An 18,098-nucleotide genomic window follows, 5' to 3' on the forward strand; every position below is an offset into this window, starting at 1 on the left:
AAGACTGGACTGATAAAAATGGATATTTCAATTATTGATGCTTCAAAAGTAAATCGGGACTTTGGACTTGTGATTGGTAACTCTGACGCGCCAAAAACAATTATTGAGTTTATTAACCTACGTTGCCCCTACTCAAAAGAATGGTTCGAAAAATCTAAAGAGACTTTAGATTCTTATGTTGCAAACGGACGTGTAAAACGTGTCATCAAACTTTTTGATAAAGAAAAAGAATCCTTACAACGTGGTAATGTTGCTCATCATTATCTTCCTTTAGATAATCCGCAAAAATCTTACGATTTAATAACTGAATTATTTAAAACGCAAGATACGTGGAAAGACTTAACACTGGATGAGGTTGCTGCCTATATGGAAAAGACCTTTAGTTTAACTGACGTTTCTGATAAAACTTACATTAACTCAATTATCGCTGAAGCTAACGACGCAAATATTCAATTTGTACCAACCGTTATCGTTGACGACCATATTTTTGATGAATCAATTGATCTAGCTACCTTAAAATCATATTTAGATAAATAAAAAATACGCATATAATTAATAGCTAAGATAAAAGCTATCAGTTATATGCGTATTTTATTTGGTTAACCTTTTAATCCTTTAGATTGTCTGACCATATCTTCAACAACAACATCAAAGATTTCTCCAAGTCCAGCACAATATTCTAATATTTCCCACGGCGCATTCGTATGGAAATGCAGTTTCATTAAATCAGAATCTCCCGCAACAAGTAAACTATCACCTTTGAATTGACGTAAAATCTTATCGTTCAATTGGTCCTCGTCTAATGTACTACCTTCTATTAGTAGTTGCGTATCATATTTAAATGTTATCATGCTATCTCACCTCTTTAAAATTTCGTTTATTTTTCACCAATTCGAACTTTTTCAGCAAATTCGTTAATTTTTCGTAGCCGATGATTAATCCCAGATTTTGAAATTGGACCACCTGGTACTAAATCACCTAATTCTTTCAAACTAACTTCTTGATGAACCAGACGTGTTTCAGCAACTTCTTTTAATTTAGAAGGTAATTGCCCTAAACCAACAGAATGTGCAATAAACTCAATATTAGCAATTTGTTTATTCGCAGCATCCGCCACTTTATTCATATTAGCTGTTTCGCAATTAACCATGCGATTAACTGAATTACGCATATCGCGGACAATCCTAATATCTTCAAACTTCAACATAGCCGTTGTTGCGCCAATTAATGACAAGAAATCAGCAATTTTTTCTGCTTCTTTTAAATAAACGATATAACCACTTCGACGTTCAGTCATTCTAGCGTTGAATCCAAATTTATTAATCATTTCGCAAATTGTTTGATTATGTTCTTCATAGACTGAGTAAATTTCCAAATGATAACGGCTTGTTTCAGGATTATTAACAGAACCACCTGCCAAAAATGCCCCACGTAAATATGAACGCATCATCATATCATCATGGGCCAACAGATCCATTGGTACACCCATTTTAAGTTGCATATCTTCAATGATATCCAGGTCTTTTAAAACAAAATCACTACCTGTTTTTAAACGTACAATATAAATATTATTTTTCTTTAATTTCATTTTACGACGAACTAATAGTTCACTTGTAATGTCATAAAATTCATTTAAAAGTTCATAAATCCGTCTCGCAATTGCGGGATTCTCAGTCTGAACATTTAAAACAAATTGATGATTAATAATACTCAAAGACCCATTCATTCTAATTAACGCCATTAACTCTGCTTTAGCATTATTTTTTCTGACTTTGAGGGTCGTTAATTCTTTTTTCACTTCACTTGCATATGACATTCTTTCACCTTATCTCTGTACTAAATAGTCTTTCTATGTCTTAATTCGCGATTTGGTCGACCAACTAAACGGATTAATTCTTCAACGACTTTATTGCCATCATGGAAGACACCTTGATCTTTTAATTTTAAGAAGTTAGATGAAATCACTCGACAATGTTGTTCCCTTAATCCATTAAAGTCATGTTCAACTTGAATTAAATTCTCATCATATTTTTCTTTATCCATATAACCTTCAGGAACCGGTGCCGTATTCACAAGCACTGTATTCACAAAACATTTACCTAGGTGCCCATTCAAAATACGCACATGATCAGCATCAGTAAAATGTTCTGTTTCACCCTTTTGCGTCATAATATTACAGATATAAACAACTTCTGCTTTTGTTTCAGACAGTGCCTTACCCACATTACCAATAACTAAATTAGGCAAAATACTTGTGAACAAACTCCCAGGTCCAAGGACAATTTGGTCTGCTTCAAGAATAGCTTGAACAACTTCTGGTACAGCTTCTGGCACACTAGTTTCACTTTTTTCACTTGAGGTTACCCAAACACGCTTAATTGATTTTCTAGCGGCAGTTATTTCTGCTTCCCCCGCTAAAAAAGTGCCATCAGAAAATTCTGCATTTAATACTAACGGTTCATCCGCAACGGGATAGACATGTCCATCAACTCTCATCATTTCTGATAATTCTTGGACAGAAGCAAAAACACCATTTTTCATTTCAGTTAGTGCTGCAATAATTAAATTACCAATCGCATGTCCTGCAAAAAATCGATCGGACGTATCAAACCGATACTGGAATATATCTAAATATATTTCTGGTAACTCAGATAATGCGGCAATAACATTACGAATATCACCAGGCGGCACAACATTCACGTAATCTCTGATAATACCTGACGAACCACCATCATCAGCAACCGTTACAATCGCCGTGATATCAGCATTTTTATCTCTTAAACTTTTTAAAATAACGGGTAGCCCTGTTCCGCCACCAATAACGACTATCTTAGGTCTATGTCCACTTCTCGTCATGATCGATTGACCGATTCTTTACTTTTATTAATATCACGGTGTGTAACGTTCACCGGATAGTTAATTTTCAATTCTTCACTCAATCTTTTAGCTAAAGCAACTGAGCGATGTTGTCCACCAGTACAGCCAATCGCAATCGTTAAATTGGTTTTACCTTCAGCTTCGTAGCCAGGTAAAATTGACTCAATTAACGATTCAAATTTGGTATAAAAACCTTCTGTAGCTGGTTGTTTCATCACATAATCATAAACTGCCTTATCTAAGCCAGTTTGTGGTTTTAATTCTGGAATATAGTGTGGGTTAGGTAAGAAACGGACATCCATCACGATATCTGCATCGATAGGTAGGCCATATTTAAATCCGAATGATAAGACTTCAACATGAAAATTAGCTGTTTCTCTGGTTTCAAAATTATGAAAAATCTCTTCACGTAACTGACGTGGTGACAAATTAGTCGTATTAATCACTAATTGTGCTTGTGTTTTAATATCATTTAATAAGTCACGTTCTTTTTCAATGCCATCCATCAGACGGCCTTCCATTGCTAACGGATGCGCACGTCTTGTTTCTTTGTAACGAGAAACTAATTCTGCATCTGATGCGTCAAGAAAGACAATTTTAGTGGTTACAAATTCAGTGTTATCAAATCCTGATAACATTTCGATAATTTCATCATAAAAAGCTCTTGATCTTAAATCCATAACAAGGGCAATTTTTGAAATTTTACCTGACTCTTTTACCAACTCCCAGAACTTAGGTAATAAAGTTGGTGGTAAGTTATCAATACAAAAATAACCTAAATCTTCAAAACTTTGCATTGCGACCGTCTTACCGGCCCCACTCATCCCTGTAATTACAACTAGCTCTAACGTATCTGTCATATTCATTCCTCCAAATCTACTATAATTATTATAACATACCTGGTGTTTCTTTTGTATCTGCGCACAAAAAAAGAGTTGTTTCCAACCCTATATCGTTTCACCAAATATTTTCATTTTAATTGCTTGGCCCGTTGGTGTACTAGCTAATCCACCAATCCCAGTTTCTCTAAGCGAGCTCGGCATACGTTCGCCAATGTCTTTCATAGCCATAATAACTTCATCAGCTGGTACTTTGTTAGATAATCCAGCAAGTGCCATATCTGCTGCCGTTAAAGCATTCACGGCTCCTATTGCATTTCGCTTGATACATGGAATTTCAACTAATCCAGCAACTGGATCACAAACCAGTCCCAATAAATTACTAAGTCCCATCGCAAAAGCCTCTGCACATTGTTCCGGCGTTCCACCAGTAACCTCAACGGCGGCAGCTGCTGCCATTGCTGATGCACTGCCGACTTCTGCCTGACAGCCACCAGTCGCTCCGGCAATCATGGCATTATTTGCCACGATCATTCCAAAGGCACTTGACGTAAATAAAGCTTGTAACATCTTTTCATGTGATAAATTTAATCGTTTTTGTATCATGAAAATAACCCCAGGCAACGTTCCAGATGAACCTGCAGTCGGTGTCGCACAAATAAGTCCCATCGAAGCATTGACTTCATTAGTCGCAATTGCATATTGCATCGCCTCTAAGTTAGCATCCCCAGATAAAGAGTGCCCTTTCTCACGATATTTCCGTAGTAAGACCGCATCTCCACCCGTTAATCCCGTTGCTGAAGAAACGCCTTCACCATTTGATCCCTTTTCAATCGCTTGCTTCATCACTTCAAGATTAGCAGACATTTTTTCAATGATAACGTCTCTAGTTTCACTTGATTGCGCCATTTCTTGTTCAATCATTAATTCTGAAACTAATTTGTGTTCTTTATTAGCAGTTGAAACTAACTCAGCAATACTTTTATACAAGATGGAACCTCCTATTTTAAATAAATGAGATTGTGCGTTAATAATCGCAGTTGCTTAATATCAGTCTCAGTAATATTCTTGGATAAATCATATTCATACATAATATCCTCTGGCATTAACTCAGATTCACTTTGCATAACAATAGTTGTCGATTTTTCGATTTGTTTTTGAATTTTATTTTTATTTACTGGATTAGCTTCCAACACTAGTATCGGTAAACTACCCTTTGGAAAAAATTGTTGTTTTTTTATAGTGAAAGCCCTAATTTCAATTGTGCCACCACCAATTGAGCAACCCATTAATTCGATTTTTTTTGTCTCATTTTCAATCGTTAATTTAACACTATTCGGATGGTTAATTGGACTTGGGTGTGCATCTTCAATAAACTGAATCTCAATCCCCATTTTTTCCGCAATCTGAATTGACTGTGGGCAACGGACATCATCAGGTTCAAAGCCTAATACCCCAGCAACGGTCGCAAAATCAGTCCCGTGCCCGCGATGTGTTTTTGCGAATGATTCATAATAGCGAACTTTTAATTTAGTGATTCTCCCATTAAATAATTGAAATCCAACCTTACCGATTTTAGCGGCACCAGCTGTATGTGAACTAGATGGTCCGATCATAACAGGTCCAATAATATCAAAAACACTCTTATAGTTATTGCCCATGGTCAGCCGTTCCTCCAATTTATTTTATGTCTTCTTTAAAGTTAACACTTTTTAAAAAAAAAGGAATAAAAAAAAGCCAGATTTTCATCTGACTTCTTAATTTATTTATTCATTCTCGCACGATCACGTTCTAAGATTGGTTTTAAATAGTGTCCCGTATAACTTTCAGGCACTTCAGCAATTTCTTCTGGTGTTCCAGTCGCAAGAATCGTTCCGCCACCTTCGCCGCCTTCTGGACCTAAATCAATTAAATAGTCAGATGTTTTAATCACATCTAAGTTATGTTCAATAACCAAGACTGTGTTACCCGCATCAACCAAACGATTTAAAACGCTAAGTAGGCGTTTAATGTCATCTGTATGCAAACCAGTTGTTGGTTCATCAAGAATATAAAAACTCTTACCATTTGATTGACGATGTAATTCAGAAGCTAACTTCATCCGTTGCGCTTCACCACCTGATAATGTTGTTGCCGATTGGCCTAACGAAACATAGCCCAAACCAACATCAACAATTGTCTGCAGTTTACGTCTGATTTTAGGAATTGGTTCGAAGAATTTCAAAGCTTCGCCAACTTTTAAATCTAAAATATCAGAGATTGTCTTACCTTTGTAAGTCACTTCAAGTGTTTCAGAGTTATAGCGTGCCCCGTGACAAATTTCACATGGCACATAGACATCTGGTAGGAAATTCATTTCTATTTTAATAATCCCGTCACCTTTGCAGGCTTCACAACGTCCACCTTTGACATTAAAACTAAAACGACCTTTTTTATAACCACGTAATTTTGCTTCGTTAGTTTCCGCAAATAAATCACGAATATTATCGAAGACGCCTGTATAAGTTGCGGGATTACTTCTCGGTGTTCGACCAATTGGACTTTGATCAATATTAATAACACTTTCAATATTTTGAACACCAGAAACTGATTTATATTTACCTGGTTTTTCAGAATTTCGATTTAACTTTTGTGATAATACCTTTTTCAAAATACCATTCACTAAAGTTGATTTACCGGAACCTGAGACACCTGTAACTGAAATGAATTTACCTAAAGGAAAATCGACCGTTACATTTTTTAAGTTATTCTCTTTTGCGCCGGTAATTCGAATCTTCTTACCATTGCCAGCACGTCGTTCATCAGGTAATGATATAAATTTCTTTCCTGATAAATATTGTCCAGTTAATGATTTGCGACTCTTTTTAACTTGTGTGGGCGTTCCAGCAGCAACAATTTCACCACCTAATTCACCAGCACCAGGACCAACATCAATTAAATAATCAGCAGCCATCATGGTATCCTCATCATGTTCAACCACAATTAAAGTATTACCCAAATCACGCATTTTCTTAAGTGATTCAATTAAGCGATCATTATCACGTTGATGCAACCCGATTGAAGGTTCATCTAAAATATATAAAACACCCGATAAATTAGAGCCAATTTGCGTGGCTAGTCGAATCCGTTGTGCTTCTCCACCTGAAAGTGTTCCTGCAGAACGTGATAATGTCAGATAATTTAAGCCAACATTTTGTAAGAATGTTAAGCGGTCACGAATTTCTTTCAAAATAGGTGCTGCAATAATTGATTCTTTTTCTGACAAGTTAACGTTATCAAAGAAAGGTAAGCCGTCACCAATTGAAAGTGCGGAAATTTTACCAATATGTTGGCCATTAATTTGGACGGCTAATGCTTTACGATTCAAGCGGTAACCGTGACATGTTTGACACGTTAAGCTGGTCATATATTTACGCATTTGTTCACGCGTAAAGTCACTATTAGTCTCCGTATGACGACGACTAATATTTGTAATAACCCCTTCAAATAATGCATCTACATCACGAACGCCACCAAAGTCATTAGCGTAATGGAAATGAAATTCACGTGTTCCAGCGCCATTCAAAACAATATCACGTTGTTCATCTGTTAACTTTTCAAATGGCACATCCATTGGAATTCCAAAAGCTTCTGCAGCTTGGGCTAACATCGATGGGTAATATTGCGAACTAATAGGATTCCATGGCTCAATTGCCCCTTCTGCTAGCGTTTTAGTTGGATCTGGAACGACTAAATCTTCATCGACTTCTAACTTCATTCCTAAACCATCACAAGTTTCACAAGCACCAAATGGTGCATTAAATGAGAACAAACGTGGTTCTAATTCTCCAACTGTAAATCCACAAATAGGACATGCATAATGTTCGGAAAATTGAATTGTTGCACCATCTGTATCACCATCAAGAATATCTGCAGTGGCGTAGCCAGAAGATAAACGTAATGCTGCTTCAAATGAATCAAATAAACGTGAGCGAATGCCCTCTTTGACAACAATCCGATCAATCACAATATCAATAGAGTGTTTGACCTTTTTTTCAAGATCAAATTCTTCATCAATATCATGAAGCTCGCCATCAACTCGAACACGGACGAATCCTTCTCGTTTGATCGTTTCAAATATCTTTTTATGTTGTCCTTTTTTATTGCGAATAATAGGTGATAAAATTTGAAGTTTTGTACGCTCTTTTAACTCTAAAACACGGTCAACCATTTGTTCAACGGATTGACTCGTGATTTCATGACCATCATTTGGACAAATTGGATGTCCAACTCTAGCCCATAATAATCTTAAATAATCATTAATTTCAGTGACTGTCCCAACTGTTGATCGTGGGTTTTTTGAAGTTGTTTTTTGGTCAATCGAAATAGCAGGTGATAACCCATCAATTGAGTCAACATCTGGCTTATCCATCTGCCCTAAAAATTGACGTGCATATGCTGATAAACTTTCAACATAGCGACGTTGTCCTTCAGCATAAAGTGTATCAAAAGCTAATGAGCTTTTCCCTGATCCTGAAAGTCCCGTAATCACAACTAATTTATCTCTTGGGATAGTGACATCCACATTTTTTAAATTATGCGCACGCGCACCATGGATCACAATTTTATCATTTTTCAAGAAATATCCCCCTATTTATAACATTTGTGTTTTTAATTCTAATACCGTATCACGCAATGATGCAGCTGTTTCGAAATCTAATTTTTTAGCTGCTTCTTTCATTTGTCCTTCTAAGCGATCAACCATATCTTGTTGTTCCTTTTTATCCATATCCAAAAATTCAGTTTCGGTAAAGGTTTTAACAGTTCCTGAATTATCTTCAATTTTTGTTGGCGTAATTAACTCACGAATGGCTTTTTTAATCGTAGTTGGCGTAATATGATGTTCCTCATTATATGCCATTTGGACATCACGGCGGCGTTGCGTTTCTTCCATTGCGCCCTTCATTGAATCCGTCACTTTATCAGCATACATAATCACTCGTCCGTTTTCGTTACGAGCTGCACGACCAATTGTTTGAACTAGAGAACGTTCACTACGTAAGAAACCTTCTTTATCGGCATCTAAAATTGTCACTAATGACACTTCAGGAACATCAATACCTTCACGTAATAAGTTAATTCCAATTAAAACATCATATGTGCCTAAGCGTAAATCGCGAATAATTTTCGTTCGTTCCATCGTTTTAATATCACTATGCAAGTACGCAACTTTCATCCCCAACTCTTTCAAATAATCAGTTAAATCTTCTGACATTTTCTTGGTTAATGTTGTGACAAAGACACGTTCATTGCGTTCAATACGTAAATTAATTTCGCCAACTAAATCATCAATTTGGCCCATAATTGGACGAACTTCAATGATTGGATCTAGTAATCCAGTTGGTCGAATAATTTGTTGAACAACATCTGACGTCCGTTCCATTTCGTAAGGTCCTGGTGTTGCAGACATATAAATGACTTGATTAACGTGCTCTTCAAATTCCGCAATCGTTAATGGTCGGTTATCCAGTGCACTAGGTAAACGGAATCCGTAATCTACTAACATTTGTTTACGAGCGCGATCACCATTGTACATCCCTCGAATTTGAGGCATGGTTACATGAGATTCATCAACTACGATCAAGAAATCTTTGGGAAAGAAATCAATTAATGTATATGGAGGTTCGCCAGGTTTACGTCCATCCATATGGCGGGAATAGTTTTCAATTCCGGATGTATAGCCCATTTCACGTAACATTTCTAAATCATAAGTAGTTCGTTGATCGATACGTTGGGCTTCTAATAATTTATCTTCATCTTTTAATTCTTTTAATCGATCAGCCAATTCAACTTCAATACCTTCAATGGCATGATCCATCACATCATCATTCGTCATGAAATGCGTTGCGGGGAAAATAGCCATGTGTTCAAGTTCACCCATAACTTCACCTGTTAATGAATCAACTTCACGAATACGATCGATTTCATCGCCAAAAAATTCAATACGAACAGCTTTTTGATCACGAGATGCTGGGAAAATTTCCACAATATCTCCATGAACTCTAAACCGACCACGTTGAAAATCAATATCATTTCGTTCGAATTGTATATCGACTAATTTTCTAAGTAAATCATCACGTTCCATTGTCATTCCAGTACGCAATGAAATAACATGATCACGATATTCTGTTGGATCACCTAATCCAAAGATACTTGAGACAGATGCAACAACAATCACATCATTACGTTCTAATAATGAACTTGTTGCAGAATGTCGTAATTTATCAATTTCATCGTTAATACTGGAATCTTTTTCAATATACGTATCACTTGAAGGAACGTAAGCTTCTGGTTGGTAGTAATCATAATAACTCACAAAATATTCCACCGCATTATTCGGGAAGAATTCTTTTAATTCACCATATAATTGTCCAGCCAATGTTTTATTATGCGCAAGGACTAATGTGGGACGATTAACTTCTTTAATCACATTTGAAATGGTAAACGTCTTACCCGTTCCCGTTGCACCCAGTAATACTTGTTCTTTTTTACCATCATTTAATCCATCAACTAAAGTTTTAATCGCATTCGGTTGGTCTCCAGTTGGTTCGTACTTTGAAACTAAGTCAAAAACGCCATCATCATGTCTATCAATCAAGTTAACCCCTCCAATACAATCATTTTTAGAAATTAAAAAAAGCCTGGAATAACCTACCCAGGCTCATTTAAAAATGATTATTCTCTACTAATTATATTAGCATACCGAACATACTTTCGCACGTTATCTCACTTATTTTTTCAGAATAACTTAATCAACTAAATAATCACGACCCCAAATAAGACCCATTGTTTTTTCTCCAGTATGGACGCCAATAACAGGCCCAATATGACTAACCTCAACTGGAATATTAGGATAGTTGGTTTTAATAAATGAGACCCATTTTGTACTCTCTTCAGGATTGTTCGCATCAACGATACTTACTCGAATTGGATAATCAACTGAGTTAATCGCATCAGAAAAATCTGCCATTACCCGTTGAAAAGCACGCTTCTTTGTCCGTTCCTTAGTTAAAGGGATAATTTGACCTTCATGATTAAAGGTCAGAATTGGTTTAATTTGTAATAAGTTACCCACAAACGCAGCACCATTCGTCATACGGCCCGTTCTAAGTAAATGGCTCAAGTTATCCACAACAAAGAAAATACCCACCGTTTCACGCATTGCTTCTATTTTAGGTACAATCGTGTCTGCATGCTCACCTTGCGCCACTAATTGAGCAGCTTTTAATACAAGAAAGGCTTCTGCTGAACTTGCTGCTTTAGAATCAATCGGATATACCGTAATTCCTTCCACAGTTTTTGAATAAGCACGTAAATTATCCACAAAACTTGTGATACCTGTTGATAGATGAATTGAAATTACTTCATCAAATCCCTCTTCAATTAATTTATCGAAGACACTTTGCATTTGTCCCATTGTGACTTGTGACGTTGTGGGTAACTTATCCGTATCTTTCATTCTTTGATAAAATTCTGAAGCAGAGATTTCCACATCTTCTAAATAAGTCTGTTGCCCAAAAATAACCGTGATTGGTACAACAATAATATTTTTATCTTTGGCTACTTTTGGATCAATATATGACGCACTATCTGTTACAATTGCCGTTTTCATTAATTTCTCCCTATTCTTTAAGCAAAAAAGGACTACCTTGTATGCATTATTCTAGCATACAACGCAATCCTTAACCTATGTGTACTCTATTTCTTAATAATATCCAAGGTTATTTTTTTAATTTTATCTTTATCTGTGAAATCTTCCGTTAATAATTCTGGAAGAATTTCTTGTAGAATATACTGAACACTCGCTAAATCTGAAAATTCAAGAATCGTTTTTAAGCTTTCTTGATAAATTTCAGTATAAACTGATTCAGGATTACCCTTTTGAATTTCGCCAAATGATTCATATAATAAATCTAATTTATCAGCTACAGACAAGATTTTACCTTCTAAAGTATCATCCTTACCTTCTGATAATCTACGACGATAGGCATCTTGGAATTCTTCTGGAATTTCGTTCACAATAAAATTCTCAGATAATGATTCCTCAACATTTGCTAACATTTCTCTTAGCGTTGTTGTTGCATATTTAACGGGTGTTTTAATATCACCAATGAATCGTTCTGTATAATCATGATTCAACGCTTTTTCATACAACATGCGCCAATCAATCGTATTTCCTGCATTTTCTTCAACATCACCTAAAAATTGAGCAGCTTCTGTTACTTTGAATGAATGTTCCGCTACCGAATGATCTTCATATTTAAAATATCCTGGTGCTCGTTTTAACGTTTCTAAATTACTTAAACTTTGTAGGTATTGATGCATTCCCATAATTAACAGCTCCCTCTCATTTTTTATATAAATTTTTACAATCTTACCACATATGGAAAAGTTAATTCAAGTATCATCAACTTTTAACAAAAAAATAAACTGATTCACATTGCAAACGCTTGATACATCAATTGGAACACGTCGCGCAACTTTACCTTACTTTTTTATGTTATGCTTATTTTCATGCTTTATATTTAAGGAGGACATTTTTTTGAAGTTTTTAGCCAATAAAACCGTTGAATACTTAACCGGTTTTATCTTGATTTTAATCATGGTACAAGCCGCGTCACTTTTACATGATTCAGAAATTATTTTACCTGAAATCGCCGCGTTAACAGTTGGACTGTGGATTTACCACGAAGCCAATTGGTTAGATCGTTCGTTTAATCTTTTTTTGCTGCCTTCTGTCACCGCAATTATCGGTTTTGGCATCAATTTACTTGAGATTTCTTACACAATTAAAATCTGCCTAATGATCGCCATCATGGTCTTTCTATTAGTGGTAACCCGATCGGCACTGGCGCCTTCATTGGCTACAGGTCTCTTGCCAATCATCGTTAATGCGTCCAAATATTCATTCATCATTGCCATCATCATTTTCACTTTCATCGAGATGATTGTCGTTAAAGGCCGTAAACTCGATCAAAACTACGCAAAAAAAACAAACCTTAACTATCAGGCTATGCTTTTATTTCTCGTTTCTTCACTCATTTGGGTTGGTCTCGTGACGATTGCTGGAAAGCCTTTGATGGCCGCTATTCCACCGATTCTTGTCGTTTTTTTCGAGGTGCTACAAAAGCCGATGTATCCGGCAAAAATGGTGTTCAAACAGGTTACTGCCTTGACGCTTTCAGCAACGATCGGTGTTCTCGCCTGCATGGTAATCGATTCCAATGTTGTTGTCGCCTTAATCACTATGCCTCTCGTTTTTTGTATACTCCATCTTTTCAAAGTTAAAATTCCAGCCGCTTATGCCTTTCCATTGCTTGCAATGATTGTTCCACCGACTATCTTTAGCGTTCTCCCCGTGTCGTCCCTACTCGCTTCCATCTACTTTCTTGGAATCGCCTACCTTTATCACCGCTTTAAAAAGAAAAAAATGAATAAATAGAAACTAAACAAGTTAATCAGCCCTGAAAGAAAATAATAAATCTTAAAAAGTTGTTTACAAAATACTGTTTTATTTGCTTATAAATTTTGTAACCCATTTAAGGTCAAAAAAAGTAGTGCTAAATGTAAATTTAGCACTACTTTTTTAGTTAGGCGTTGACAATTGCCATAATTGCTTCTTCAAATGCAAGACACTTAGCTTGTGCTTTTTCATCAGTTTCAGCTTGCGTTCCCACGTAGAATTTAATTTTTGGTTCAGTCCCTGAAGGACGAATTGCAATCCAAGAACCATCTTCTAAGATATATTTCAACGCATTTGCAGTTGGTAATCCGATTTCTTCAGATGATCCATCAGCTAATTGCGCCATACCCGTTGTGAAGTCTTCTAATTTAGCGACTTTATAGCCAGCAAAATCTTTAGGTGCGTCATCACGGAAGATTGTCATTAAATCTTTGATTTTTTGAACACCTTCAATACCTTCAAACGTTAACGCTTTAGTATTTTCAGCGTAATAACCATATTCTTTAAATAAATCATCTAATCCATCTGACAATGTTTTATCAAATTGTTTGTAGTAAGCAGCTACTTCAGATAACATTACTAATGCTTGGATAGCATCTTTATCACGAACGAAAGGACGAATTAAGTAACCATAACTTTCTTCAAAACCAAACATAAAGGTATGTTCATTTGTTTCTTCATAGTTTTGAATTTGTTCCGCAATAAATTTGAATCCTGTTAAGACATTAATCATTTTAGCATGATGTGCTTCAGCAATCTTAGTTGCAAGTTCACTTGATACAATTGATTTAACGCCAACGGCATTAGCGGGTAAAGTTCCTGCTTCTTCGCTAGCAGTTAAAATATAATTGAACATTAGAGCAGCAATTTGATTACCTGTTAATAATTTATATTCACCATCAGTTTGACGTACAGCGACACCCATACGATCAGCATCTGGATCAACAGCGATTAATAAATCAGCATGTTCACGTCGACCCCATTTGATAGCTAAATCAAATGCTGGTGCGTCTTCTGGGTTAGGTAACTTGATTGTTGGGAATTCAGGATCACCTTCAGCTTGTTCAGGCACAATCTTAAATTGTTCAAATCCAGCTTGTTTCAAAGCACGTTCACCCAACATTTTACCTGTTCCATGAAGTGGTGTGAAAACAAGTTTCATTGAAGCACCAACTTCATCAACTAATTTTTGATTAATTGTCACTTTTTTAACTTCAGCAAGATACGCAGCGTCAACTTCTTCACCAATAATTTGGAGTGTTTTATCAGCTTTTAATACTGTCTCATCACCTACTTTAATGGCAAATAAATCATCAGCTTCGCGAACAAAACCAGTAATCATATCTGATTCTTTAGGTGGCATTTGGCCACCGTCTTCACCATAAATTTTATAGCCATTATATTGTTTAGGATTATGGCTAGCCGTTATCATAATTCCGGCGTAAGTAGCTAAATGGCGGACTGCAAACGATAATTCTGGTGTGGGACGTAAGCTTTCAAAAACAAAGCTTGGAATACCATGTGCGCCTAAAACTTTAGCTGATTCCATCGCAAATTCTTGTGATTGGTAACGCGAATCATAACTAATTGCGACACCGCGCATTTTAGTTGCATCATCTAACGTATCCATAAAGCGAGCTAATCCTTCAGTTGCTTGACGAATCGTGTAGATGTTCATCCGGTTAATACCAGGACCCATCAAGCCACGCATACCAGCAGTTCCAAATTCCATTGGTTGGTAAAAAGATTCTTTTAAATCTTCTTGATTATTTTTAAGCGAAACAATCTGATTTTTTAATGTTGCGTCTAGTGTTTCTTCATTTAACCAAGTTAAATAATTATCTTCCCAAGTCAAAATATCACTCCCATTCATATAATATTACTATTATACAATAAATGCGCTTACTATTCAGGATAATAAAAAAGATATCAGAATAATTCTGATATCTTTCTTCCAGCAAGTCGCTCACGTTCAATTCCTGATTTAATTACCTTTTCCAAAATATGCTCAAATTGCTTAATTTCTTCTTCACTAAGCACCGATATACTTTCATCATTAACGACTGTAATTCTATCAAAAATATCTTGATAATTATTAATCGCTTTTGCTGTAGGATAAAGTTCAGTCCGTCGTTTATCTGCGGACGACATTTTTTTTTCAAGCCAACCATCTTTAATTAATTTTGAGATAGCACGTGTCACAACACTGTGATCCCGATAAATATTTTGGATTAGCTCATCCTGACTAACGCCAGGTGACTCACAAACTAACAACACGTAAAAAAAGTTACTCTCAGAAAGTTCAAACCCTTTTAACGTATCATTTATTCTTAATCGAATCATTCTGTTGTAAATTGTTGTTAATTTCTCAACTTCATGTGTATCGTAAAAAGAATTTCCATTCATATTTTGCATCTCAAAACTCCTTAAGCTTTACTTGTTTTTCTGAAATAGATTAGTCCAACTAGTCCAATTACAATTGAGACAACCATGATAAAGATCATTGAATATTTGTATCCAACAACAAATGATGCAGGAATACTAGCAATAACAATAATAACGGTATTAAATAATGAACCACTAACTTGTCTTAATGTATTCGTTAATGTTGTTGCATGATTTATTTCCATTGGATTTAAATCTTTTAAAGATTCTGTTGTTGCTGGAGCCATAATAGCACCAACCCCTGTTAATCGAATAGCGTAAGTAACAACTGATAACCAAACAGGAAATTCAATTGTTAAGAATAACATTGGTAGTACTGAAATCATCAACATCAAAAAGCCAAATATAAATATTTTTTTATAACCGTATTGATCATAAAGGTTACCAACAATAGGTGAAATAATAGCATTAATTGCAGCACCCGGTAACATAATTAATCCAGCAGTCATTCCTGATAAATGTTGATTATTTTCTAAGAACATTGGCATAACTAATTCTGTTGCCATTAAAATACCAAAAACTAACATAATTAATGCAATCATAGTTGAGAATGAACGTACTTTGAAAATTCGAATATTTAAAAATGGTTCTTTTAAAGCTAATTGACGACGGCCAAAATAGATTAATGCTAAAACACCAATCACAATAAGGACAAGTGCAACTAATAATTGGTCTCCAATAATTGAAATACCAATTAAAATTGTAGCAAGTCCAACTAGTGATAAGAAGAATGATTTAAAATCAATTTTAACATCTGTCTTTTCTGAATAGTTAGGTAAAATACAAACCCCAACAATTAATAAAATTAACATGATTGGAATAATGAAAATAAATAATGCTCTCCATGGTAAAAATGTAATCATAATACCTGATAAAGTTGGTCCAATTGCTGGAGCAGCTGAGATAACAAGCATAGCAAGTCCCATTACAACGCCACGGCGTTCAATTGGGTTAATTGCAATGACACTAATCATCGTAAATGTAGTCAATACGCCACCGGCAGCAGCTTGGATTAAGCGACCAATTAAGATTGCCCAAAAATTAGCGCCACTTGATGCAACGATACTTCCGATTAAAAAGACAACCATAATACCGACAAATATTTGTCTTGTTGAATATTTTTCATATAAAATTGCTGATAATGGTGTCGAAATTCCGACCATTAAAACATAACCCGTCGTTAACCATTGTGCGGTTGCAAGGTTAACATTTAAAACGGTGATTAATTTTGGTAATGCTGTAATCATCAATGTTTGATTTAATAAAGCGGCAAAAGTCGCAATTAATAAAACAGCACCAATTGTGTTTCTTTTTTTGTTTGTCATTCTAACTCTCTTCTCACTTAAATTTACGCATATGTTTAATTTTTTTCATAAGCGGATTAGATTATTATAATGTTCACATGCACATAAAGTCAAGTAAATAAAAAAATAAGCCTCAAAAGGCTTATTCTATAATTTAACTTAATTCTGCATCATTTAATGATTCAAGGTAACTAAATGTTTGTTGTCCAGCAATACCACCGTCACCAACTGCAGTTGTAATTTGACGCAATTCTTTCTTACGCACATCACCAACTGCGAAAATACCTGGTACATTTGTTAGCATATTTTCGTCAGTTGGAATCCAACCATAATCGTCAGTAATTCCAAGCTTTGTGAATGCTGTTGTCATTGGTTTAACACCAACATAAATGAAGACACCACTAGCAGGAATTTCAGATGTTTCACCTGTTTTATTATTCGTTACTTTAACGCCAGTTACTTTACGATCGTCACCAACAATCTCTGTGACATTAGTATCCCAAACAAAAGATATTTTATCATCCGCAAAGGCACGATCTTGTAAGATTTTTTGAGCGCGTAATTTGTCACGACGATGAATTACCGTCACTTTTGAAGCTAATTTTGATAAATAAGAACCTTCTTCGATTGCTGAATCACCGCCACCGATAACGATGACTTCACGATTTTTGAAGAAAGCACCATCACAGACTGCACAGTAAGATACACCTCGGCCACTAAAGGTATCTTCGCCTTCAGCACCCAATTTTTTGTATTCTGATCCAGTTGCGATAATTAAAGCTTTTGTTTCAAAAACATCATTATCTGTTGTGATGAGTTTAGTATCGCCTTCAATTGTAATATCGGTTACACTACCGTATGCATATTCTGCACCAAATTGTGTCGAACTTTCGTACATTTCTTTTGCTAAATCAGGGCCTAAGATTGATTTAAATCCAGGATAATTTTCAACTTCAGCCGTATTGTTCATTTGGCCACCATAAATCCCACGATCAATCATTAAAACCGATAGATTTGCACGTGATGCATAGAGTGCGGCAGTCATTCCACCGGGCCCAGCACCAATCACAACAACATCATATTTTTTTGTCATTAGTTCAACCTTCTTTCTTTTAGTAAGTAATTCAACAA

At 35.6% G+C, this 18,098-nt stretch carries 16 protein-coding genes; 2 read left to right on the plus strand and 14 right to left on the minus strand.

The genetic code is table 11. The annotated features are described in order from the left end of the window. Positions 1 to 18: 18 nt before the first annotated feature. On the plus strand, positions 19 to 537 hold the full coding sequence (locus AC1RP4_RS04100; protein WP_481761625.1) for a DsbA family protein: 519 nt from the start codon (positions 19 to 21) through the stop codon (positions 535 to 537). A 62-nt stretch (positions 538 to 599) separates the two neighbouring features. Here AC1RP4_RS04100 and AC1RP4_RS04105 read toward each other — a convergent pair whose 3' ends face one another. The 10 genes from AC1RP4_RS04105 to AC1RP4_RS04150 all read right to left on the minus strand — a co-directional run bounded on the left by AC1RP4_RS04105 (position 600) and on the right by AC1RP4_RS04150 (position 12,086). Next, the gene (locus AC1RP4_RS04105; protein WP_481761476.1) at positions 600 to 851 is read right to left on the minus strand and encodes a kinase to dihydroxyacetone kinase; all 252 of its coding nucleotides are present in this window, start codon (positions 849 to 851) and stop codon (positions 600 to 602) included. 26 nt (positions 852 to 877) lie between these two features. Further along, positions 878 to 1,816 carry a DNA-binding protein WhiA gene (gene whiA, locus AC1RP4_RS04110; RefSeq protein WP_409022193.1) on the minus strand — a complete coding sequence of 313 codons (939 nt, stop codon included), beginning with the start codon at positions 1,814 to 1,816 and terminating at the stop codon, positions 878 to 880. A gap of 20 nt (positions 1,817 to 1,836) precedes the next feature. Next, positions 1,837 to 2,856, minus strand: a complete 1,020-nt coding sequence (locus AC1RP4_RS04115; protein ID WP_409022192.1) for a gluconeogenesis factor YvcK family protein — start codon at positions 2,854 to 2,856, stop codon at positions 1,837 to 1,839. Next, the gene (gene rapZ, locus AC1RP4_RS04120; RefSeq protein ID WP_481761477.1) at positions 2,853 to 3,737 is read right to left on the minus strand and encodes an RNase adapter RapZ; all 885 of its coding nucleotides are present in this window, start codon (positions 3,735 to 3,737) and stop codon (positions 2,853 to 2,855) included. The genes AC1RP4_RS04115 and rapZ overlap by 4 nt, the downstream gene beginning before the upstream one ends. A gap of 87 nt (positions 3,738 to 3,824) precedes the next feature. After that, complete coding sequence (gene sdaAA, locus AC1RP4_RS04125) at positions 3,825 to 4,706, minus strand: L-serine ammonia-lyase, iron-sulfur-dependent, subunit alpha (protein WP_481761478.1); 882 nt, start codon at positions 4,704 to 4,706, stop codon at positions 3,825 to 3,827. A gap of 11 nt (positions 4,707 to 4,717) precedes the next feature. Further along, positions 4,718 to 5,377, minus strand: coding sequence for a serine dehydratase beta chain (locus AC1RP4_RS04130; protein ID WP_481761479.1), 660 nt, complete (start codon positions 5,375 to 5,377; stop codon positions 4,718 to 4,720). A gap of 101 nt (positions 5,378 to 5,478) precedes the next feature. After that, positions 5,479 to 8,334 carry an excinuclease ABC subunit UvrA gene (uvrA, locus tag AC1RP4_RS04135; RefSeq protein ID WP_481761480.1) on the minus strand — a complete coding sequence of 952 codons (2,856 nt, stop codon included), beginning with the start codon at positions 8,332 to 8,334 and terminating at the stop codon, positions 5,479 to 5,481. Between the two features lie 15 nt (positions 8,335 to 8,349). Further along, entirely contained in the window at positions 8,350 to 10,353 is a 2,004-nt protein-coding gene (gene uvrB / locus AC1RP4_RS04140; protein ID WP_481761481.1) for an excinuclease ABC subunit UvrB, read from the minus strand. Between the two features lie 150 nt (positions 10,354 to 10,503). Beyond that, a complete protein-coding gene (locus AC1RP4_RS04145) occupies positions 10,504 to 11,367 on the minus strand; it encodes a DegV family protein (RefSeq protein WP_481761482.1) in 864 nt (287 codons plus the stop codon). Between the two features lie 86 nt (positions 11,368 to 11,453). Beyond that, on the minus strand, positions 11,454 to 12,086 hold the full coding sequence (locus tag AC1RP4_RS04150; protein ID WP_409022185.1) for a YfbR-like 5'-deoxynucleotidase: 633 nt from the start codon (positions 12,084 to 12,086) through the stop codon (positions 11,454 to 11,456). Between the two features lie 211 nt (positions 12,087 to 12,297). Between AC1RP4_RS04150 and AC1RP4_RS04155 the strand changes: the two genes are divergently transcribed. Then, the gene (locus tag AC1RP4_RS04155) at positions 12,298 to 13,197 is read left to right on the plus strand and encodes a hypothetical protein (protein WP_481761483.1); all 900 of its coding nucleotides are present in this window, start codon (positions 12,298 to 12,300) and stop codon (positions 13,195 to 13,197) included. 148 nt (positions 13,198 to 13,345) lie between these two features. Here the strand turns inward: AC1RP4_RS04155 and AC1RP4_RS04160 are convergent, their stop codons facing one another. The 4 genes from AC1RP4_RS04160 to trxB form a co-directional block, all read right to left on the minus strand. Continuing rightward, the gene (locus AC1RP4_RS04160; RefSeq protein WP_481761626.1) at positions 13,346 to 15,073 is read right to left on the minus strand and encodes a phospho-sugar mutase; all 1,728 of its coding nucleotides are present in this window, start codon (positions 15,071 to 15,073) and stop codon (positions 13,346 to 13,348) included. 74 nt (positions 15,074 to 15,147) lie between these two features. Then, positions 15,148 to 15,633, minus strand: a complete 486-nt coding sequence (locus AC1RP4_RS04165) for a MarR family winged helix-turn-helix transcriptional regulator (RefSeq protein WP_481761485.1) — start codon at positions 15,631 to 15,633, stop codon at positions 15,148 to 15,150. 11 nt (positions 15,634 to 15,644) lie between these two features. Continuing rightward, positions 15,645 to 16,988: a DHA2 family efflux MFS transporter permease subunit gene (locus tag AC1RP4_RS04170; RefSeq protein ID WP_481761486.1), complete on the minus strand. Its 1,344-nt coding sequence runs from the start codon at positions 16,986 to 16,988 to the stop codon at positions 15,645 to 15,647. A 133-nt stretch (positions 16,989 to 17,121) separates the two neighbouring features. Then, entirely contained in the window at positions 17,122 to 18,060 is a 939-nt protein-coding gene (trxB, locus tag AC1RP4_RS04175) for a thioredoxin-disulfide reductase (RefSeq protein WP_481761487.1), read from the minus strand. Positions 18,061 to 18,098 lie beyond the last annotated feature (38 nt).

This window comes from Dellaglioa sp. CoH-56-MRSF-10 (assembly GCF_056782175.1).